A 19,447-nucleotide genomic window follows, 5' to 3' on the forward strand; every position below is an offset into this window, starting at 1 on the left:
GCGGCCCTATCGCGACACAAGGCCGCTCCTACAGGAGATCGCGTAACCTTGTAGGAGCGGCCTTGTGTCGCGATAGGGCTGCAAGGCAGCCCCAAAAATCTCAATGCCAACGCGCACCGTAAGCCTGCTGCTCCCGCCACGCCTCATCCTGCACCACCGCCCGGAACCGCACCACCGCCCCCGGCATGCACTGCGCCAGTTGCGCCAGCGCCAACGGCGTCAATGCCCCCAGCCGCGGATAGCCGCCAATGGTCTGCCGGTCATTGAGCAACACGATCGGCTGCCCATCCGGCGGCACCTGCACCGCCCCCAGCGGAATCCCCTCGGAAATCATCGGTGCGCCCTGGTAGACCAACTGCGGCCCCAGCAGGCGGATGCCCATGCGGTCGGCACGGCTGTCCAGCGTCCACTCGCGGTTGAACGCCTCGAACAGGCTGGTACCGCTGAAGTCACCGATCTGTGCGCCGATCACCAGGTCAAGCACAGGCTTTTGTGCGTACTGTGGCCGCAGCGCTGCCGGTACCTCACGCAAGGCCGCTGAAGCGCTGGAAAATGCCAGCAGCTGGCCTTTGCCGAGCGCAGAGCCCTGGCCATCGATACCGCCCAGTTCCTCCCGCACGACCGTGGCACGGCTGCCCAGCACATCCTCGCCCAGGAAGCCGCCAGGTGCTGCCAGGTAGGCCCGCACGCCCTGCTTCGGCTGCTTCAGGGTCAACCGCTGCCCCTTGACCAACGCAAAGCTGCGCCAGGGCGCCAGCGGCTGATCATCGACCCGCGCATCCAGGTCGGCACCGGCCAGGGCCAGCACACAATCCTGCTCTGCGACCACACAGAAACCACCTAGCGCCACCTCGACCACCGGCGCCGCCAACGGGTTGCCCAGCAGCCAGTTGGCCCAGTGCATCGCCACCCAGTCCAGCGCCCCGCCCTGGGTCACGCCCAGGTGGCGTACGCCGAAGCGCCCGGCATCCTGCAACTGGCACAGCGGCGTACTGGCCTCGATCTTCAACTGCTTCATGCTTGTGCCTCCACATCACCGCCCAACACCACGAACTCGCTGCGCGAAACCGGCACGAAGCGCACCCGGTCACCGGGTTGCAACAGGCTGTAGCCCTCGCGTTCACGGTCGAACAGGCGCACCGGGGTACGCCCGATCAGGTTCCAGCCCCCCGGCGATACCGCCGGATAGGCCGCCGTCTGGCGCTCGGCAATGCCGACGCTGCCGGCCGCCACGCGCTTGCGCGGGGTGCTAAGGCGCGGGCTGGCCAGGCGTTCGTCCACCAGGCCCATGAAGCCGAAACCGGGGGCGAAACCCAGGGCGAACACCGGGTACTCGCGCTCGCTGTGCAAACGGATCACCTCTGCTTCACTCAAGCCACTGCGGGCCGCCAACACCGGCAGCTCCGGGCCGACGCTGGCGTCGTACCACACCGGGATCTCATGGCGGCGGCCACCGCTGCCCGTGTCTGGCTGCAAGCCCTCCAGCGCACGGATGATCAGTGCCCTCGCCTCACCCGGTGGCAGGTCGAACTGCACCATCAGCGTGGTGTAGGACGGCACCAGGTCCAGCAAGTGCTCGCCGAACGCTGCACGCAGGCGCTGGCTGGCGGCAAGCATCCACGGCATGTTGCCCTCGTCGATCGAATCAAACAGGCGCACCATCAGGCTGTCGATGGCCACAACTTCAATACGCGGCTTCATCGCGACTCCAGGGCATCGAGGGCCTGGCGAATCTGCCGCACTGCCGCAACCGAACTGTCGTTGTCGCCGTGTACGCACAGGGTGCTGGCCGCCAGCCTCAACGCACTGCCATCGTCCGCCACCAGCGTGTCGCCACGGGCCAGGCGCACGGCCTGCTCCACCACCAGCGCCGGGTCGTGGTGCACCGCGCCGGGCAGGCGCCGCGACACCAGGTGCCCACTGGCGGTGTAGGCGCGGTCGGCGAATGCTTCGAACCACAGCGGCACGCCAATCTCATCACCCAGGGCCTGGGCGGCGCGGTTGTCGGCGGTGGCCATCAGCATCAGCGGCAGGCCGCCGCCATAGGCCGCCACTGCCTCCAGTACGGTACGCAGCTTGAGCGGGTCGGCCATCATGTCGTTGTACAGCGCGCCATGGGGTTTCACGTAGGCCACGCGGCCGCCCAACACTTTGCAGATGCCGTCCAGCGCACCGATCTGGTAATGCAGCAGGTCGCGGATTTCCTCCGGGCTGCAGGCCATGGAGCGGCGGCCGAAGCCGACCAGGTCCGGGTAGGCCGGGTGCGCGCCGATGGTCACGCCGTGCTCCAGCGCCAGGGCCACGGTGCGGCGCATGATGCTGGGGTCGCCGGCGTGGTAGCCGCAGGCGATGTTGGCGCAATCGATGTAGGGCATGACTTCGGCATCCAGGCCCATGCGCCAGCTGCCGAAACTCTCGCCCATGTCGCAATTGAGTAGCAGGCGTTCCACCGCACGGCCTCCGTTGTCGTTGTTCATATGCCTACCTTAACGCGCCTGCAGCTGTTTGCCGCGGGTTTCCGGCAGGCTCAGCGCCGCCACGATCACCACCCCGTAGGACACGGCGGAGAACACGCCGATACCCAGGCCCAGCGGTACCTTCTGGCCGAGCACGCCGATCAGCAGCGGGAACAGTGCCGCGATAACCTTGCCGATGTTGTAGCAGAAGCCCTGCCCCGAACCGCGGATACGCGTGGGGAACAGTTCGGTGAGGAACGCGCCCATGCCGCTGAAGATGCCCGAGGCGAAGAAGCCCAGCGGGAAGCCCAGCCACAGCATCACGCCGTCGCTGACCTGCATTTGCGTGTACAGCAGCACGATGACGAACGAGCCCACGGCGAACAGGATGAAGTTCTTCTTGCGCCCCAGCAGGTCGGACAGGTACGCACTGACCACATAGCCGACGTAGGAGCCGACGATCACCATGGCCAGGTAGCCACCGGTGCCCAGCACGCTCAGGCCGCGCTCGTTCTTGAGGAAGGTCGGCAGCCACGAGGTAATGGCGTAGTAGCCGCCCAGCGCGCCGGTGGTCAGCAGGGACGCACGCACGGTGGTCCAGAGCATGCCCGGGGCGAAGATCTCGTAGAACTGCGCAGGTGCCTCGGCGTTTTCCACCGCCTTGGCCTCGCGGTATACCTCGGGGTCCTTGACCAGGCGGCGGACGAAGATCACGAAGATCGCCGGTACCAGGCCCAGCAGGAACAGCGCACGCCAGGCCTGCTCTGCCGGCAGCCAGGAGAACAGCAGCGCGTAGAGGATGGCGGTGAGGCCCCAGCCAAGGGCCCAGCCGGACTGCACCATGCCCACCGCCTTGCCACGGTCCTGGGCGCGGATCACCTCGCCAATCAGCACCGCACCGGCGGTCCACTCACCGCCAAAGCCGAAGCCCATCAGGGTACGGGCGATCAGCAGCTGTTCGTAGTTCTGGGCGAAGCCGCAGAGGAAGGTGAAGAAGGCAAACCACAGCACCGTCAGTTGCAGGGTGCGCACGCGGCCAATGCGGTCGGAGAGAATGCCGGCCACCCAGCCACCCACGGCCGAGGCGATCAAGGTGCTGGTGTGGATCAACCCGGCTTCGGTGGTGGTGATGCCCCACAGCATGATCAGCGTCGGAATGACGAAGCTGAGCATCTGTGTGTCCATGCCATCCAGGCCGTAGCCGATCTTGCAGCTCCAGAACGTCCGGCGCTGCTGTGAGTCGATGTCGCGATACCAGGCGAAAGGCCCGGACGAAGATGGGGAACTGACCTGCTGCTGCACGCCGGTGGGGTTCATGCTTGCCTCGGCTTGTTGGTATTGTTTTATGGGCGACAATGGGGTCGCGGCCTGGCTGCCATTGTTCAGAGGCCGCGCCATTTGCGTCCAACGAGAAAAACCGCCGGTCTGGAACAAGAAAAACTGATCATGAACCTTCGCTTCCTCGAAACCTTCGTCTGGGTCGCCCGGCTCAAGAGCTTCCGCCTGACCGCGGAAAAGCTGTTCACCACCCAGGCCTCGGTGTCCAGCCGCATTGCCGCGCTGGAGGCCGACCTGGGCGTGAAGCTGCTGCTGCGCGACTCACGCGGCGTCAGCCTGACCCCGGAGGGCGGCAAGGTACTGGAATATGCCGAGCGCATGCTGGAAACCGCCAAGGCCATGAAGCAGTCGCTGGACAGCGACCGGGCCAAGGTCGGGCGCATCCGTATCGGGGTGATGGACACGGTGATCCACACCTGGATGAGCGCGCTGGTGGCGGAGCTGACCGAGCGTTACCCGCAGGTGGAAATCGAACTGGTGGCCGACACTGCACTGAACCTTCGCGAGCAATTGCAGAAGGGCTTTCTCGACGTGATCCTGCAGACCGACCTGCTGCGCGAGCAGTCGATCCGCAGCCTGGACCTGGCGCGCTACCCGATGGGTTGGGTGGTGGCCGCCGGCTCGCACCAGCACCGCGACTACGCCTCACTGGCCGAGCTTGGGCGTGAGCGCATCATCACCTTCTCGAAGAACTCGCGGCCGCACCAGGAAGTGCTGAGCCTGCTGCTGAGTACCGGGGCCGAAACGCCGCGGCTGAACTGCGTGAACTCGGTGGCGGCGATTACCCGGCTGTTGCGCGACGGGTTTGGCATTGGTGCGTTGCCGCCGGCGCTGGTGGATGCCGAGTTGAGCCGGGGTGAACTGGTATTACTGCAGGGGCTGCAACCGCCGCCGAGCCTGGAGCTGGTGGTGGCCTGGCAGACCGGGGTGGCGTTGGTGGATGAAGTGGTCGGGGTTTGCCGGCAGGTGCTGGAGAGGTATGCGCGGGATGTGGGTGGGCAGCGGATCGTGTTGGTCTGACTGAATACCTTTTCACCTGCTGACTCACTTTTGAACGACTGGCGCAGCCCCTGTAGGAGCGGCCTTGTGTCGCGAAAGGGCTGCAGAGCAGCCCCAGCAATTAGTGCAGCGCTGCAGAACCCTGTGGCCGCTTTGCGGCCATTTCGCGACACAAGGCCGCTCCTACAAGGACCGCGTCGCTCGGGCAAATCGAATCAGCTCAGCGCCAGCTCTCTTTCACCGCCCCACGCCGCCCGCCCAGGATCACCCAGCCAATCGCCAGCAACAGGCTCTCGACCACGAAGGCCAGCACAAACCCTGCACCAAGCCCCCAGCCAATCGCCTCGGGCACCAGCAGGATCTGGTAGCTGTAGCCATTGAGGGTTTCTTCGCGCAACTGCGGGTCGGCCTGTACCAGCACGTGCCAGGTACGCTGCGCCCATGGCGCTTGCAGCGCCTGCCATTCGTTTTCCAGCAGTTCGTTGCGGATCATCAGGCTTTCGATGCTGTTGGCATCACTGTTGAACACCGGGTCGTCGCTGCTGCGGTAATGCCGCAGCAGCGCCTGCAGGTCACCATTGAAGAAGCGTTCGGCGGTCTGCCGGAAGCCGTCGAGCGCCTCGCGTGATTCGAACAGGTGCGCCTCGACCCGTTGGCTGTAGTCCTTCACCAGCCCCGGGACCTGGATACCGGCCAGCAGGCCGAAGGTAAACAACAGCAACCGCAGGTAACTTCTGAACATGCCGCGTCCTTAGCTTTGGCCGTGCGCCACGCACTCGCCGTGCCGCCACAGGGCCCACTGACCCGGCTCATAGCGCTGCCAGGTCTCGTTCTCGGTCAAGGCCTCGGTGGCGATCACCGTGACCACGTCGTTAGGGGTGGTTTCGGTGTGAAAATCGACGATCAGGTCGACATCCTTCAACCGCGCCGCACCAAAAGGTGCCCGGCGGGTAATGTGCACCAGCTTGGTCGAACAGAAGCAGAACAGCCAGTCGCCGTCGCTAAGCATGCAGTTGAACACGCCCTGGCCGCGGTAGCCGGCACAGGCTTCGACCAGCACCGGCAGCAGCTGTTCCACCGGCACGGGCTCGGGGAAGGCGCTGCGGATGCGGTTGAGCAGGTCGCAGAAGGCCGCCTCGCTGTCGGTATCGCCCACCGGCCGGTAGAAACTGGCCTGGCCCTTGAAGTCGCCCAGCTGGCCATTGTGCGCGAAGCACCAGTTGCGGCCCCACATCTCCCGCACGAACGGGTGGGTGTTGGACAGGCACACCTTGCCCACGTTGGCCTGGCGGATGTGGCCGATGACCACTTCGCTCTTGATCGGGTAACGCTGCACCAGGTTGGCCACTTCCGACTCGCTGCTCGCGGCCGGGTCCTGGAACAGGCGCAGGCCACGGCCTTCGTAGAAGCCGATGCCCCAGCCGTCACGGTGCGGGCCGGTACGGCCGCCGCGCTGCATCAGGCCGGTGAAGCTGAAGACGATGTCGGTGGGGACGTTGGCACTCATGCCCAGCAGTTCGCACATAGGCGTGTCTCCGCTTACAGACGGGGCTCGACCCGGCCGCCGCCTCGGGAGACGGCTGGGGCGGCAGGGGGTGGCGCATCACGGTAACGGTCGCGGCGCTCTGCGGCCAGCGGGCCCTGGGCGCCAAGCTGGTCATCTTCGGCAGCCTGGCGCTGGGCAGCGGCCTCGGCCTGCGCGCGGCGCTCGCGGGCGCGCTTTTCCAGCGGCAAGCGCAGCAGTACGAAAAGGAAATACAGGGAAAACGCGCCCATGCCGTACATGGCGAAGTCGGATACCGCGCGCCAGGCGTTGTTGCCGACCTTGAAGGCGACATCCAGGGCGGTGATGGCAATGGCCGGGGCAAAACTGTCCTTGACCGGGTCGACGATGGTCGGGGTCAGCAGCAGCACCGCCAGCACCACCCGTAGCGGTTCGCGCAGCCAGCGCCACATCCAGCCGGTGAGCTTGAAGCCCACCATCAGGCAGCCCAGGGCGGCAACGGCGTAAAGGCCCCAGGCGAGGGTGTAGTCGTTCTCGGTCATGGTGTTCGTGCAAGCCAGGCAAAGAGATGCCTATGATAAACACTTTTCCGGGCGCAGACAGCGTTTGCCTGTACCGGCCTCTTCGCGGGTAAACCCGCTCCCACAGGATCACCACAGATCTTGAAACTGTGCAGTGCCTGTGGCTCTCACAGGAACACCACAGTTCTTGAAAGCTGTGCGGTCCCTGTGGGAGCGGGCAAGCCCGCGAAGAGGCCGGCACAGGCAACCCCAATCAAGAGATCCTCAATGCCAACCAAGCCCCAACCCCCGATTGCCCACCAGGCCCAGGCCAGCGACCCGTACGCCTGGCTGCAACAGCGTGACACCCCCGAGGTGCTTGCCTACCTGCAGGCCGAGAACGCCTACCAGGAAGCCTGCCTGGCCGACCAGGCGCCGCTGCGTGAACAACTGTTCGAAGAGATCAAGGGCCGCATCCTGGAAACCGACCTGTCGCTGCCGGCGCCCTGGGGCCCCTACCTGTACTACACCCGTACCACCGCAGGCGACGAGTACCCGCGCCACTACCGCTGCCCGCGCCCGGCCGACGACTCCAACACGGTCGATGAAAGCCAGGAGCAACTACTGCTCGACCCCAACGCCCTGGCCAATGGCGGCTTCCTGTCCCTCGGCGCGTTCAACGTCAGCCCCGACCACCGCCTGCTGGCCTACAGCCTGGACACCAGCGGCGACGAAATCTTCACCCTGTACGTGAAGGACCTGGCCAGTGGCAGCGTCACTACCCTGCCCTTCGACGACTGCGACGGCAGCCTGACCTGGGCCAACGACAGCCAGACGCTGTTCTTCGCCGAACTGGACGACACCCACCGCCCGTGGCGCCTGCGTCGCCACACCCTGGGCAACGAAGGCGCGCAGACCGTGTTCGAGGAGCCCGACGGGCGCTTCTTCCTGCACTGCTACCGCACCAGCTCCGAACGCCAGCTGGTGCTGCTGCTCAACAGCAAGACCACCAGCGAAGCCTGGGTACTGGACGCGGAAACCCCGCAGGCACCGTTCACCTGCCTGGCGCCACGGGTCGAAGGCCACGAGTACTTCCCCGACCACGGCCAGCTCGACGGCCAGTGGCGCTGGTTCATCCGCACCAACCAGGACGGCATCAACTTCGCCTTGTACCACGCCCCGGTCGCACCGGTGCCCAGCCGTGAGCAATGGCAGGTGCTGGTAGCGCACCGCGACGCGATCATGCTCGAAGGCCTCAGCCTGAATGCCGGCGCGCTGACCCTGAGCCTGCGCGAAGGCGGCCTGCCGATCATCGAGGTACGCCCGCAGGGCCTGGCGGCCTACCGCGTCGAACTGCCCGACGCGGCCTACAGCCTGTACGTGCAGGACAGCCTGGAGTTCGCCAGCCCACGCCTGCGCCTGCGCTACGAAGCACTCAACCGCCCGGCCCAGGTACGCCAGCTGGAGCTGGCCAGCGGTGCCCAGGCGGTGCTCAAGCAAACCCCGGTGCTGGGGCCGTTCGATGCCGACGACTATGTCAGCGAGCGCCTGTGGGCTACCGCAGCGGACGGCACCCGGGTGCCGATCAGCCTGGTGCGCCGCCGCCAGGACCTGGGCCAGACCGTGCCGCTGTACCTGTATGGCTACGGCGCCTATGGCGAAAGCCTCGACCCGTGGTTCTCGCACGCGCGCCTGAGCCTGCTGGAGCGCGGCGTGGCCTTTGCCATCGCCCATGTGCGTGGCGGCGGCGAACTGGGCGAAGCCTGGTACCGCGCCGGCAAGCAGGAGCACAAGCACAACACCTTCAGCGACTTCATCGCCTGTGCCGAGCACCTGATCGCCGAGGGTGTCACGGCTGCCGACCGCCTGGCCATCAGTGGCGGCAGCGCCGGTGGCCTGCTGATGGGCGCGGTGCTCAACCTGCGCCCCGAGCTGTTCCGCTGTGCGATTGCCGAAGTGCCGTTCGTCGACGTGCTCAACACCATGCTCGACCCCGAGCTGCCGCTGACCGTGACCGAGTACGACGAATGGGGCAACCCTGAGGAACCGGAGGTGTATGAGCGGATCAAGGCCTACGCACCGTACGAGAACGTGAAGGCACAGGCCTACCCGGCGATGCTGGTGGTGGCGGGCTACAACGACAGCCGCGTGCAGTACTGGGAAGCGGCCAAGTGGGTGGCGCGGCTGCGTACGCACAAGACCGACGACAACCTGCTGCTGCTCAAGACCGAGATGGGGGCTGGGCATGGCGGGATGAGCGGGCGGTATCAGGGGCTCAAGGATGTGGCCCTTGAGTACGCGTTCGTGTTTGGTGAGCTAGGTCTGGCTTGAGAGAGCCGGGGGCGCTTTGCGCCCCTTTCGCGACACAAGGCCGCTCCCACAGGGATCGCGCATGTCCTGAATCCTGCGCGATCCCTGTAGGAGCGGCCTTGTGTCGCGATGGGCTGCAAAGCAGCCCCAAAATCCCAAAGCCAACACGGCCCTCTAAGTCAATCATCCTGCACCGCCGGCTTCGGCGGGTCCTGGCGCAACCCCGGCAATGGCTGGTCCTTCGGCGGCCCGGGCACCGGCATCGGCGGCAACAGGGGCGCCCCCGGGCGGCTGTCATAGGCTTTGGGCGGCGTACTCGGGGTAATCTGCGGATATGGCGTAGGCGTAGGGGTACCCGGTGCACCGGGCACCGGCGTGCTCAACCGGGGTGGCGTGCTGGCAGCTTCGGCCATGGGCAGGCCGGCGAACAACAGCACAACGAGGATCGCGCGAAACATCAGCAACCTCCTGTCGGGAACCTTCCTACAGGCTACGCCTAAATCACGGCTTTCGCCTGTCCGCCTGCCCCGCAAGCGCGCTAGACTCAATGCATAACCGTCATTTGCCTGATCAGAACAAAGGAAACACCATGAGCTCCACCTCTTCCGCCGCCGCCACCGCGCGCCTGGACCGCATCCTGGCCGATGCCAAGCGCGACAAGGAAATGGGTTACCGCGACAAGGCCCTGAAAATGTACCCGCACGTCTGCGGCCGCTGCGCCCGCGAGTTCTCCGGCAAGCGCCTGAGCGAGCTGACCGTGCACCACCGCGACCACAACCACGACAACAACCCGCAGGACGGCTCCAACTGGGAGCTGCTGTGCCTGTACTGCCACGACAACGAGCACTCGCGCTACACCGACCAGCAGTACTTCAGCGAAGGCTCCACCAGCACCCCGAGCATCGCCAAGGCCACCCACAACCCGTTCGCCGGGCTGGCGGGCATGCTGAAGAAAGACTGACCATCGATTCGCCCCCCGCTGCTACCGGGCAGCCCGTATAATCGCGCTTTTTTTCGCGAAGGGCCCCGGTACGTGGCAAACAAACGATACAGCTGCATCGGCCTGTTCAACCCCAAGTCGGCAGAAAACGTCGGCTCGGTGATGCGCGCCGCGGGTTGCTACGGCGTCAATTCGGTGTTCTACACCGGCAAACGCTACGAGCGTGCCCGTGACTTCGTCACCGACACCAAGCGCGTGCACTACGACATCCCGCTGATCGGCATCGACGACCTGCAGCGCATCATCCCGCTGGGCTGCACGCCGGTGGCTGTGGAATTGGTGGAAGGCGCGCGGCCATTGCCGGAATACACCCACCCGGACCGGGCCATCTACATCTTCGGGCCGGAAGACGGCAGCCTCAGTGCCGATGTGCGGGCGTGGTGCGAAGAGACCATCTACATTCCGACCGAGGGCTGCATGAACCTGGCAGCGACGGTGAATGTGGTGCTGTATGACCGCATGGCCAAGGGGCTGAATACCCGTTCGGGGCCCAAGTTCAAGTAATAAAAAAGCCGCCACTGCGGCAGCAGGACCGGCCCTTTCGCGGGTAAACCCGCTCCCACAGACTGTGCATTCGCTGTGGGAGCGGGTTTACCCGCGAAGAGGCCGGCACTGACAACACAGGGCGGCCAGGTGCCGAACTCCGTCAGAACAGCACCGGTCTTGCTCAGGTCACGAAGCGTTGATCCAGATGGTCTTCAGCTCCGTATACTGGTCATGGGCCCAGATGGACTTGTCGCGCCCACCGAAGCCGGACTCCTTGTAGCCACCGAACGGCGTGGTGACATCCCCTTCGCCGAAGCAGTTGACCGTAACCACGCCCGCGCGGATTTCACGCGACAGGCGCAGCGCATTGCGCAGGCTGCCGGTGTAGGCCGAGGCCGCCAGGCCGTAGACGGTGTCGTTGGCCAGCTCGATCGCCTCGTCGATGGTCTCGAAGCTGGTCACGCTCAGCACCGGGCCGAAGATTTCCTCGACGAACAGCTTGTTGTCGCGGCCAACGTTGTCGACGATGGTCGGCTGCACGAACACGCCGTCCTCGGTCTCGCCACCCTGGACGATACTGAGCTTGTGCTCGGCGGCGTATTCCAGGTACGACTTGACCTTCTCGAAGTGCGACTTGCTGACCATGGCGCCCAGGCGGTTGTCCGGGTCCAGCGGGTCGCCCAGCTTCCAGTCCTTCAGGTGCTTGGCGATCAGGCCCAGCAGCTGGTCCTTCACGTCCTTGTGCACGATCAGGCGCGAAGAAGCGGAGCAGTTTTCGCCCATGTTCCAGAACGCACCGGCGGTGACGAACTGGGCCACTTCGTCCAGGTCCTCGCAGTCGTTCATGACCACGGCCGGGTTCTTGCCACCCAGCTCCAGGACGATGCGCTTGAGGTTGGACTCGGCGGCGTACTTCAGGAACAGGCGGCCGGTGTCGGTGGAGCCGGTGAAGCTGACCATCGGGATGTCCATGTGGCGGCCAATGGCCTCGCCCACTTCACGGCCACCGCCAGGTACCAGATTGAACACGCCTGCAGGAATACCCGCCTCATGGGCCAGTTCGGCCACGCGCAGGGCGCTGAGGGTGGTTTCCTTGGCTGGCTTGACCACGATCGAGCAACCGGCGGCCAGCGACGGGGCAATCTTCCAGGCCAGCATCAGCAGCGGGAAGTTCCACGGCAGTACCAGGCCGACCACGCCGATGGCCTCGCGCACCACCATGGTCACGGCGGCATTGCCGGTCGGGGCCGTGGCGTCGTAGATCTTGTCGATCAGCTCGGCGTGCCAGCGGATGGTGTGGATGGTTTCCGGCACGTCGACGTTCTGGCACTCGCTGACCGGCTTGCCGCTGTCCAGCGCTTCCAGCACGGCCAGTTCATGGGCGTTGTCTTCCAGCAGCTGGGCGAACTTCAGCAGCACGTGCTTGCGGTCGTTCGGCTGCATCTTCGACCAGGTGCCCTGTTCGAACACGCGCTTGGCGGCGGCCACGGCCACGTTCACGTCGTTGACATCGCAGGCGGCGACTTCGGCCAGCTGCTTGCCGGTGGCCGGGTTGGTGGTGACGAAGGTGTTGCCCGAGATGGCATCGCGGAACTCACCGTCGATGAACGCCTGGGTACGCAGTTGCAGTTCGGCGGCGAGGGCCGCGTATTGTTCCTTGCTCAGCAAATCGGCCATTTTCAAGCACCTCCGGTGATCTGTGCGATGTTGCGCTTGAGTTCAGTGACCACGCGCTGCAGTTCCTGCTTCTCGGCCGCATCCAGGTCATACAGCGGCTTGCGTACGCCACCGGTGCTCAGGCCATTGAGGGCGCAGCCGTACTTGATCGACTGGACGAACTTGCCGCCTTCGAGGAAGTCCATCAGCGGCATCATGGCGCCCATGATCTTGCGGCCTTTGTCGAAGTCCTTCTCGATCACACAGGCCTCGTACAGGGCCACGTGCTCGCGCGGGATGAAGTTGGAGCCGGCGCAGACCCAGCTCTTGGCACCCCAGGCAAAGAACTCCAGGGCCTGGTCGTCCCAGCCGCACGACAGCTGGATGTTCGGGCGCTGGATAGCCAGGCGGTGCAACTGGCCCATGTCACCGGAGCTTTCCTTGATGGCGACGATGTTCTTCACGTCGGCCACGGCGTCGAAGAACTCTTCGCCCATGCTCACGCTCATGCGGCCCGGGTAGTTGTAGAGCATGATCGGCAGGCCGGCGGCAGCGTCGACAGCTTTGACGTGCAGGGCGATTTCCTGCTGGGTCGGCAGTGCGTACGGCGGGGTGCCCACCAGCAGTGCATCGGCCTTGATTTCCTTGGCGTGCTGGGCGAAAGCCACAGCGTCTTCGGTGCGGATGCCACCGGTGCCGACGATCAGTGGCAGGCGGCCGGCCAGCACGTCCTTGGCCTGGGCGGCCAGGTCGATGCGCTCCTGGGTGGTGTGGGCGTAGTACTCGCCGGTGGAGCCACCAATGATGACGCCGTGGATTTTCGACTCGACCAGGTATTCGAGGACCTCGGCGAACGCCGCCTTGTCGATCGAGCCGTCCGCAGCCAGCGGAGTGATTGCCGGGGTGTAGATGCCTTCGAATTTCACGGTAGGTTCTCCAGTGCGTTGCTCAGTGTTGTAAAGGCCGCAGCGGATCGACGCTGCGGCGGGTCGTCATGAATTCAGCTCAGCGAAGCCGCTTGTTGCAGGTTGAGCGAGCGGGTTTCCGGGGCCAGGGCAACGGAGAACGCCAGGCCGACGAAGGTCACCGCGGCGGCGGCATACATGGTGGCGCCGATGCCATAGCTATCGAGGGCGATGGGCACCAGCCAAGTGCCGACCGCAGCACCGACCCGCGACATCGAGGTGCCCACGCCAACGGCACCGGCACGGATTTCGGTAGGGAACAGTTCGTTGGGGTACACCAGCTGCAACACCTGGGCGCCACCGATAAACAGAGCGTAGGCGCCGAACAGGGCGAGGATCAGCATCTCGTTGCCGTTGCTGAAAGCGCCCAGGCCCAGCAACGCCAGCCCCGACCAGAAGAAGCTGTGCAGCAGCGTGGTGCGGCGGCCAATGGTGTTCAGCAGACGGGTGCCGATGATGCAACCGACCACGAACAGGCAGGTGATGGCGACCGAGCCGATGGCGGCCCAGTCCCCTTTCAGGTTCAGTGCACCCAACACTTTCGGAGCGAAGGCGTAGACGGCGAACACCGGGATCACCGAGCAGGTCCAGAACATGGTGACGAACAGCATGCGCTTGCCATAGCCGGAGTGCAGCAGGCTGAAGAACGACAGCTTGCGGGTCTTGGGCTCTTCCGGCAGGTTCTTCAGCGAGAAATCTCTGCCGTAGACGCGCTTGATCACCTGCTCGGCTTCGGCCGAACGGCCTTTGCTGATCAGCCAGCGCGGCGATTCGGGGGTGCCTATACGGATCGCGAACAGCAGCGCGCCGATCACCGAGGCACTGGCCAGCACCAGGCGCCAGGCATCGTCGCCACCGTGGCGCAGGATCGCTTCACCGACCATGTAGGCGCAGGCGGCACCGGCGAACCACAGCACGGTCAGGGTGGCCAGGCGTGGGCCACGGTTCTTCTTGGGCAGGAACTCCACCAGCAGCGAGGTGGCCACCGGGTATTCGATGCCCACCGCGATGCCGATGGCGAAGCGCAGCAGGAACAGGACCATCGCCGATTCCACCCAGAACTGCGCGATCGAGGCCAGGATGAACAGGGTCGGGCCGACGAAGAACACGCGCTTGCGGCCGAAGCGGTCGGTCAACCAGCCGCCGAAGAAGCCACCGAAGAAAATGCCGATCAGCGCCGAAGCGGCGATCATGCCCTGCCAGAAACTGGTCAGGTTGAGGCCTGCCGACATCTGCACCATGGCAACGCCGATGATGCTCAATACATAGCCATCGACGAACGAGCCGCCACCGGAACGCAGGGTCAGCAACTGGTGAAAGTTGTTGATCGGTACATCTTCAATCGAAACATTTGGACTTGTCATTGTTGTTCCTGCCACTTCTGTTACATGCACATATTCAAGGCGAGCGTGCCCGCGAAACTGAAAACAGCGTTCAGCCCCGGGTGACCGGCCTGTTGGCCGATCATCAATTTCGGGCAAAGGGTGCCCGTGCCGGCTAAATCGCCACCGGCATCAAGTGTTCAAAGTTGCAACGCCGTCAGCGGTCAGCTTTCTTTGCCAGCGCGGAACTGCCCCCACATCAGGTTGGCGTTCAAGCCCAGGGAAACCAAGGGCTGCGGCGGGTTTGCACAAGGCCCGGGAGCGTTGAGCAAGAACTCGATCAGTTCGTTCTTGTCGCCGGCCAGCCAGTCGGCCAGCAACTTGCCGGTGACAGTGCCACGGGTAACACCCAGGCCGTTGCAGCACAGTGCGCCGACAACATTGGGCGCCAACTTGCCAAAGAACCCCATGTGGTTGCGCGACAGTGCCAGTGCACCGCCCCAGGTATATTCGAAGTTCACCCCGGGCAGCATCGGGAAACGCCGGGCGAACGATTCGCGGTGGCGCTGGACGAAGCGGTCCAGGTACTTGCGGTTGCTGCGCCCGTCGGGGTTGTAGCTGAAGCTGTTGCGGATCAGCAGGCGGTTGTCGACGGTGCGGCGCATGGTGGTGCCGAACGGGTCGGCCGGGATCACGCCCCAGTAGGGTTTGCCGCCCAGGCGCGCCTGCTCTTCCTCGGTCAGCGGGCGGGTGATGCTGCCGTAGGTGAACACCGGCAGCATGCGGCCCTTGAGGAAGCCGAAGCTCATGCCGAAGGCGTTGGTGGTGAGCACCAGCTTGTCGGCGGTGATCGAACCGTTGGCATGACGCAGCACTACCTTGTCGCCGTAGTCGACCTCGGTGATGGGCGTGCGTTCATACAGCGAAACGTTGGACGGCAGGCTGTCGGCCAGGCCTTTGACCAGCGCCGACGGCTGCAGCAGGGCGGTGCCGGGGGTGAACAGGCCCTTGCGGTAGAAATGCGTGCCGATGTGCTCGGGCAGGTCGCGGCCTTCGATCACTTCGTAGGGCTGGCCGAGCTTGTCCAGGCCGCGGCGGTAGGCATCCAGCACGGCGATGCCGCGGTCTTCGACGGCCGCCTGGTACTTGCCGCAGTGGCGGAACTGGCACTCGATATCGTAGCGCTCGATCAGCTCCTTGATGTAGGACTGGCCACCCAGGTTGAGCTTGAGGATGGTCTTGGCGATGTCGATGTCGCCGATGTAGTCCTCGGCGCCGATGTCGTGCGGCAGGTCGATGGCAAAGCCGGCGTTGCGCCCGGAGGTGCCAAAGCCGACCTCCTGGGCCTCGATCAGCACGATCTCGTCGTCCGGGAAGTTCGTTGCCAGCTGCCGTGCGGCAGCCAGGCCGGTGAAACCGGCGCCGACCACCACCCAGCGCGCCTGGCTGTGGCCACTGTGGGCCGGCCTTGGCGTGCGGGGCTTGCTCAGGTGATACCAGCCACAGGTGGCATCATCGGCAGGTAACGAACTAATTCTTGTCATGTCACTAACCTGGTTCTTGTTGTCGACGGGTGGTCAGCGCCAGTTGCCTGACCTTGGTAACTCATATCTGAATCGGTACATCCAGCCCTTGCGGCGCGGCGTACTCGGCCATGCGCCGGCGCGACAGCTCGAAGTGCTCGCGCACCAGCTGGCCGGCAGCTTGCGGGTCGCGGCGCTCGATGGCCTGGATCATCTGCTCGTGCTGCTCGCAGGCGATCTCGAGGTCGTGCTGCATGTCATCGGTGGTCGGGTGGCGGTAGAAAATCTTGCCCAGCCGGGTGTGGTCGATCAGCAGGCGACGCAGGCTTGGCAGCAGGTAGTCGTTGTGCGCCATCTTGCCGATTTCCAGGTGGAAGGCGTCGTTGTAGAGCACACGGTTTTCCACGTCGCGCTCTTCGATGGCCTGGCGGAACAGGGCCTGGATACCTTTGAGCACTTCGATCTCGGCGGCGCTGGCATAGGTGGCGGCCAGCTGGGTGGTGGCGATGTAGATCAGCGGGGCGGCGACGAAGAAGCTGTGCAGCGACTCGTGGTTCATGGCAGCGACACGTGGCGCGCGGTTGGCTTCCAGTTCGATGTAGCCTTCGGCGGCGATCTGGCGCAGCAGCTCACGCACTGGCGGGCGCGACAGGCCGAACTCGTCGCACAGGGCCAGTTCATCCACCACCGCGCCCGGGGCCAGTTCCATGCTGAGGATCCGGCGGCGCAGCGCTTCGGCAAGGACGGCCTTGCGGTCCTGCGGCACTTCTGCACTGAGTGGTTGGACGGTGGCTTTCATGGCGGCCTTCTTTGTTGTCATAGAGCTGTGTCTACTATTTGTATAACGACTATAGGGCACTGTTAGACAATATGTCTACAGCATTTTCGATGAACGGTGAAATCTGTCTGGGCCTTTGTTTTCAGGGGGTCCAGCGGGTTCAGGGGTGAGATTAAACACCCCTTGGGGCTGCATTGCCAAACCGGGCAGAAAATTATCCAGATCAGACAAATGGGCAAAATTTGCCGGCCCTTTCGCGGGTAAACCCGCTCCCACAGGATCACCACAGGACCTGAGCACAGTGGTACCCCTGTGGGAGCGGGTTTACCCGCGAAAGGGCCGGCACAAACAAAAAAGCCACCTGCAGGCAGGTGGCTCTCTTCCATTCATACAAATCCCTTCACGCGGTTGCCAAGGCCTCCCGCCGCGCATGCCGCTTGCTGGTAATCACCCCCAGCACCAGGATCACCAGGGCCAGCGCCAGGGTCAGCGATACCTCCATGCGGTGCTTGGGCATGACGAACATGGTGCCGAGGGCAAAGATGATGAAACCGATCACTGCATAGGTCAGCCATGGGTACAGCCACATGCGGAAGGCAATCTCGACATTCTGCCGCTGCAGGATGGCGCGCATGCGCAGTTGCGAGAAGGCAATCGCCAGGTACACCAGCAACGCGATCGACCCGGAACTGGCCAGCAGGAAGGCAAACACCTCGGCCGGGGCAAAGTAGTTGACGATCGTCGCCAGCATGCCGATCAGCGTGCTGCCGATCACCGCCGCACGTGGTACGCCCACCTTCGAGGTGCGCTGGATGAAGCCTGGCGCATCACCGCGCTTGCTCAGCGAGTAGAGCATCCGCGACGAAATGTAGATCGACGAGTTCAGGCAACTGGCCACCGCCACCAGTACCACGATGTCCACCAGCTGCTTGGCGTAAGGAATGTTCATGACTTCCAGCGCTCGCTGGTACGAACCTTGTACCGGCAGCAGCGGGTCGTTCCACGCCACCACAGAGATGATCACGAAGATCGACAGCAGGTAGAACACGCTGATGCGCCAGATCACCGAACGGGTGGCCTTGGCGATGTTGCGCGCCGGGTCTTTCGATTCGGAGGCGGCGATGGTGACCGCTTCGGTGCCCAGGTAGCTGAACATGGTGGTCAGCAAGGCGCCGATGATCGCGGTCCAGCCATTGGGCATGAAGCCGCCCTGCTGCTCCAGCAGAAGTGGCAGGCCACTGACTTCACGCCCCGGCAATACGCCGGCCAGGGCTGCGGCGCCGAGGGCGATGAAGGCGACGATGGCGATGACCTTGAGCATGGCGAACCAGAACTCGAACTCGCCGTACTTGGCCACGCTGAACAGGTTGGTGGCGGTCAGCAGCACGGTCATGCTCAGGGCGAAGAACCAGGCATCGATGTGCGGGAACCAGTTGTTGAGCACCACGCCGGCGGCAATGGCTTCGATGGGAATCACCAGCACCCAGAACCACCAGTACAGCCAGCCGATGGTAAAGCCGGCCCAGCGGCCGATGGCGCGGTCTGCGTAGGTGGAGAACGAGCCGGTATCGGGGCTGGCGACGGCCATTTCCCCGAGCATGCGCATCACCAGCACCACCAGCGCGCCGGCCAGTGCATAGGCGACGATGGCTGAAGGGCCGGCCGCCGCAATGGCGTGCCCGGAGCCGATGAACAACCCGGCACCGATCACCCCGGCGATGGAGAGCATGGTCACATGGCGTTGCTTGAAGCCTTGCGCCAGCTGATTGCTGGCGCCACTCGCGCTTGTCATTGTCATCCTGATCCCTGCTTTTGTTTTCTTTGTGGGGGGACGTGAAGCTCCTGGATCGAAACCCAGCGTGGATGAGCTTCGCGCCCGGTCACGGTACGCCAGCGAGGGGGCGGTCAAGTTGCCTGGATCCGCCACGGACTTGACCATAAGTGACATCGGCTCCTTTGAAAGGCGCATGGCAGAGCCTTCTATGCGACAGGGGATGTCGTTCGGCATACCGAGTGAACGATGACGGCGGCCAGCGGGTCAGCTGCTTACACTTCACGAGGAGGCCATGCCATGCTCGATATCCATTCCGCGACGGCATCGTCGCAGCACAATGTTCATGGGCTGGAACGGGTCAGCTCGCTGGCCGGGGGGGCGCTGATGTTCACCAAGGGGATGCGCCATGGCGGCCTGGTCGGCTTGCTGCAGATGGTGGTGGGAGGTTTGGCGGTGGCCCGCGGGGTCAGCGGGCATTGTTCGACCAAGGCCTGGTGGCAGCGGCATCGCCAGGAATACCAGCGGTTGCGTGCGGACATCGAGCGCAGTGCGGCAGAGCTGGAGGCGTTGAGGGCCAGTGCCGACGCGGCGACGCAGGGGGTGACGGTGACCGGGAAGGATCCGTTGGCTGGCAGTTGAGTTTTGCACTGCCTGTGCCGGCCTCTTCGCGGGTGAACCCGCTCCCACAGGGACGGCGCCGTCTTGAGGGCAGTACATTACCTGTAGGAGCAGCCTTGTGCTGCGAAAGGGCCAGTATGATCAAAGAGGGTCTGCGGCTGTAATTGCCTCTTCGCAGCACAAGGCTGCTCCTACAGGGCAACGAGAAACCTGTGGGA

At 64.5% G+C, this 19,447-nt stretch carries 19 protein-coding genes; 5 read left to right on the top strand and 14 right to left on the bottom strand.

Features of this window, described 5'->3' with window-relative positions; genetic code table 11:
* Window positions 1–100: 100 nt before the first annotated feature.
* The 4 genes from ABIB24_RS24385 to ABIB24_RS24400 are packed head-to-tail and all read right to left on the bottom strand — an operon-like array spanning window position 101 to window position 3,773.
* On the bottom strand, window positions 101–1,018 hold the full coding sequence (locus ABIB24_RS24385; protein WP_137164625.1) for a 5-oxoprolinase subunit C family protein: 918 nt from the start codon (window positions 1,016–1,018) through the stop codon (window positions 101–103).
* On the bottom strand, window positions 1,015–1,701 hold the full coding sequence (pxpB, locus tag ABIB24_RS24390) for a 5-oxoprolinase subunit PxpB (RefSeq protein WP_137164626.1): 687 nt from the start codon (window positions 1,699–1,701) through the stop codon (window positions 1,015–1,017). Before pxpB ends, ABIB24_RS24385 begins: the two co-directional genes overlap by 4 nt.
* The gene (locus ABIB24_RS24395) at window positions 1,698–2,477 is read right to left on the bottom strand and encodes a 5-oxoprolinase subunit PxpA (RefSeq protein WP_085665286.1); all 780 of its coding nucleotides are present in this window, start codon (window positions 2,475–2,477) and stop codon (window positions 1,698–1,700) included. The genes pxpB and ABIB24_RS24395 overlap by 4 nt, the downstream gene beginning before the upstream one ends.
* A 9-nt stretch (window positions 2,478–2,486) precedes the next feature.
* Window positions 2,487–3,773 carry an MFS transporter gene (locus ABIB24_RS24400; RefSeq protein ID WP_013973753.1) on the bottom strand — a complete coding sequence of 429 codons (1,287 nt, stop codon included), beginning with the start codon at window positions 3,771–3,773 and terminating at the stop codon, window positions 2,487–2,489.
* A gap of 129 nt (window positions 3,774–3,902) precedes the next feature.
* On the opposite strand from ABIB24_RS24400, the gene ABIB24_RS24405 reads away from it, so the two are divergent.
* On the top strand, window positions 3,903–4,814 hold the full coding sequence (locus ABIB24_RS24405) for a LysR family transcriptional regulator (protein WP_274079911.1): 912 nt from the start codon (window positions 3,903–3,905) through the stop codon (window positions 4,812–4,814).
* Window positions 4,815–5,013: 199 nt separating this feature from the next.
* Here ABIB24_RS24405 and ABIB24_RS24410 read toward each other — a convergent pair whose 3' ends face one another.
* From ABIB24_RS24410 to ABIB24_RS24420, 3 genes are read right to left on the bottom strand one after another with little or no spacing between them, the layout of a single operon-like run.
* Window positions 5,014–5,535 carry a DUF2937 family protein gene (locus tag ABIB24_RS24410; RefSeq protein ID WP_137164628.1) on the bottom strand — a complete coding sequence of 174 codons (522 nt, stop codon included), beginning with the start codon at window positions 5,533–5,535 and terminating at the stop codon, window positions 5,014–5,016.
* A gap of 9 nt (window positions 5,536–5,544) precedes the next feature.
* Window positions 5,545–6,318: a class II glutamine amidotransferase gene (locus ABIB24_RS24415; protein ID WP_013973756.1), complete on the bottom strand. Its 774-nt coding sequence runs from the start codon at window positions 6,316–6,318 to the stop codon at window positions 5,545–5,547.
* A gap of 14 nt (window positions 6,319–6,332) precedes the next feature.
* Complete coding sequence (locus ABIB24_RS24420) at window positions 6,333–6,839, bottom strand: hypothetical protein (protein WP_025340210.1); 507 nt, start codon at window positions 6,837–6,839, stop codon at window positions 6,333–6,335.
* Between the two features lie 246 nt (window positions 6,840–7,085).
* On the opposite strand from ABIB24_RS24420, the gene ABIB24_RS24425 reads away from it, so the two are divergent.
* Window positions 7,086–9,128, top strand: coding sequence for a S9 family peptidase (locus tag ABIB24_RS24425; RefSeq protein ID WP_075046023.1), 2,043 nt, complete (start codon window positions 7,086–7,088; stop codon window positions 9,126–9,128).
* Window positions 9,129–9,286: 158 nt separating this feature from the next.
* Here the strand turns inward: ABIB24_RS24425 and ABIB24_RS24430 are convergent, their stop codons facing one another.
* Window positions 9,287–9,565, bottom strand: coding sequence for a hypothetical protein (locus ABIB24_RS24430; protein WP_137164629.1), 279 nt, complete (start codon window positions 9,563–9,565; stop codon window positions 9,287–9,289).
* Between the two features lie 131 nt (window positions 9,566–9,696).
* On the opposite strand from ABIB24_RS24430, the gene ABIB24_RS24435 reads away from it, so the two are divergent.
* Complete coding sequence (locus ABIB24_RS24435) at window positions 9,697–10,068, top strand: YajD family HNH nuclease (protein ID WP_003259546.1); 372 nt, start codon at window positions 9,697–9,699, stop codon at window positions 10,066–10,068.
* 72 nt (window positions 10,069–10,140) lie between these two features.
* Window positions 10,141–10,611, top strand: coding sequence for an RNA methyltransferase (locus ABIB24_RS24440; protein ID WP_025340213.1), 471 nt, complete (start codon window positions 10,141–10,143; stop codon window positions 10,609–10,611).
* A gap of 168 nt (window positions 10,612–10,779) precedes the next feature.
* Here ABIB24_RS24440 and ABIB24_RS24445 read toward each other — a convergent pair whose 3' ends face one another.
* The 6 genes from ABIB24_RS24445 to gabP form a co-directional block, all read right to left on the bottom strand.
* On the bottom strand, window positions 10,780–12,270 hold the full coding sequence (locus tag ABIB24_RS24445; protein WP_025340214.1) for an aldehyde dehydrogenase: 1,491 nt from the start codon (window positions 12,268–12,270) through the stop codon (window positions 10,780–10,782).
* Between the two features lie 2 nt (window positions 12,271–12,272).
* Complete coding sequence (locus ABIB24_RS24450) at window positions 12,273–13,175, bottom strand: dihydrodipicolinate synthase family protein (protein WP_025340215.1); 903 nt, start codon at window positions 13,173–13,175, stop codon at window positions 12,273–12,275.
* Between the two features lie 74 nt (window positions 13,176–13,249).
* Window positions 13,250–14,578 (bottom strand): MFS transporter, encoded by a 1,329-nt coding sequence (locus ABIB24_RS24455; RefSeq protein WP_075046027.1) that lies wholly within the window; start codon window positions 14,576–14,578, stop codon window positions 13,250–13,252.
* A 182-nt stretch (window positions 14,579–14,760) separates the two neighbouring features.
* On the bottom strand, window positions 14,761–16,080 hold the full coding sequence (locus ABIB24_RS24460) for an NAD(P)/FAD-dependent oxidoreductase (protein ID WP_274079730.1): 1,320 nt from the start codon (window positions 16,078–16,080) through the stop codon (window positions 14,761–14,763).
* 61 nt (window positions 16,081–16,141) lie between these two features.
* Window positions 16,142–16,858, bottom strand: a complete 717-nt coding sequence (locus ABIB24_RS24465; protein ID WP_075046029.1) for a GntR family transcriptional regulator — start codon at window positions 16,856–16,858, stop codon at window positions 16,142–16,144.
* Between the two features lie 379 nt (window positions 16,859–17,237).
* Window positions 17,238–18,635: a GABA permease gene (gene gabP / locus ABIB24_RS24470; RefSeq protein ID WP_354317413.1), complete on the bottom strand. Its 1,398-nt coding sequence runs from the start codon at window positions 18,633–18,635 to the stop codon at window positions 17,238–17,240.
* Window positions 18,636–18,908: 273 nt separating this feature from the next.
* Between gabP and ABIB24_RS24475 the strand changes: the two genes are divergently transcribed.
* On the top strand, window positions 18,909–19,250 hold the full coding sequence (locus tag ABIB24_RS24475; protein WP_196178893.1) for a YgaP-like transmembrane domain: 342 nt from the start codon (window positions 18,909–18,911) through the stop codon (window positions 19,248–19,250).
* The last annotated feature ends 197 nt before the right edge of the window (window positions 19,251–19,447 follow it).

Source organism: Pseudomonas sp. UYEF17, assembly GCF_040546125.1.
GTDB lineage: Bacteria > Pseudomonadota > Gammaproteobacteria > Pseudomonadales > Pseudomonadaceae > Aquipseudomonas > Aquipseudomonas putida_Z.

Excerpts from the sequence above, each read along its gene's own strand:
- ABIB24_RS24475 (WP_196178893.1), top strand. The coding sequence starts at position 18,909 with ATGCTCGATATCCATTCCGCGACGGCATCGTCGCAGCACAATGTTCAT.
- ABIB24_RS24405 (WP_274079911.1), top strand. The coding sequence starts at position 3,903 with ATGAACCTTCGCTTCCTCGAAACCTTCGTCTGGGTCGCCCGGCTCAAG.
- ABIB24_RS24455 (WP_075046027.1), bottom strand. The coding sequence starts at position 14,578 with ATGACAAGTCCAAATGTTTCGATTGAAGATGTACCGATCAACAACTTT.
- ABIB24_RS24430 (WP_137164629.1), bottom strand. The coding sequence starts at position 9,565 with ATGTTTCGCGCGATCCTCGTTGTGCTGTTGTTCGCCGGCCTGCCCATG.
- ABIB24_RS24385 (WP_137164625.1), bottom strand. The coding sequence starts at position 1,018 with ATGAAGCAGTTGAAGATCGAGGCCAGTACGCCGCTGTGCCAGTTGCAG.
- ABIB24_RS24415 (WP_013973756.1), bottom strand. The coding sequence starts at position 6,318 with ATGTGCGAACTGCTGGGCATGAGTGCCAACGTCCCCACCGACATCGTC.
- ABIB24_RS24395 (WP_085665286.1), bottom strand. The coding sequence starts at position 2,477 with ATGAACAACGACAACGGAGGCCGTGCGGTGGAACGCCTGCTACTCAAT.
- gabP (WP_354317413.1), bottom strand. The coding sequence starts at position 18,635 with ATGACAATGACAAGCGCGAGTGGCGCCAGCAATCAGCTGGCGCAAGGC.
- ABIB24_RS24445 (WP_025340214.1), bottom strand. The coding sequence starts at position 12,270 with ATGGCCGATTTGCTGAGCAAGGAACAATACGCGGCCCTCGCCGCCGAA.
- ABIB24_RS24410 (WP_137164628.1), bottom strand. The coding sequence starts at position 5,535 with ATGTTCAGAAGTTACCTGCGGTTGCTGTTGTTTACCTTCGGCCTGCTG.
- pxpB (WP_137164626.1), bottom strand. The coding sequence starts at position 1,701 with ATGAAGCCGCGTATTGAAGTTGTGGCCATCGACAGCCTGATGGTGCGC.
- ABIB24_RS24465 (WP_075046029.1), bottom strand. The coding sequence starts at position 16,858 with ATGAAAGCCACCGTCCAACCACTCAGTGCAGAAGTGCCGCAGGACCGC.
- ABIB24_RS24400 (WP_013973753.1), bottom strand. The coding sequence starts at position 3,773 with ATGAACCCCACCGGCGTGCAGCAGCAGGTCAGTTCCCCATCTTCGTCC.
- ABIB24_RS24425 (WP_075046023.1), top strand. The coding sequence starts at position 7,086 with ATGCCAACCAAGCCCCAACCCCCGATTGCCCACCAGGCCCAGGCCAGC.
- ABIB24_RS24460 (WP_274079730.1), bottom strand. The coding sequence starts at position 16,080 with ATGACAAGAATTAGTTCGTTACCTGCCGATGATGCCACCTGTGGCTGG.
- ABIB24_RS24435 (WP_003259546.1), top strand. The coding sequence starts at position 9,697 with ATGAGCTCCACCTCTTCCGCCGCCGCCACCGCGCGCCTGGACCGCATC.
- ABIB24_RS24420 (WP_025340210.1), bottom strand. The coding sequence starts at position 6,839 with ATGACCGAGAACGACTACACCCTCGCCTGGGGCCTTTACGCCGTTGCC.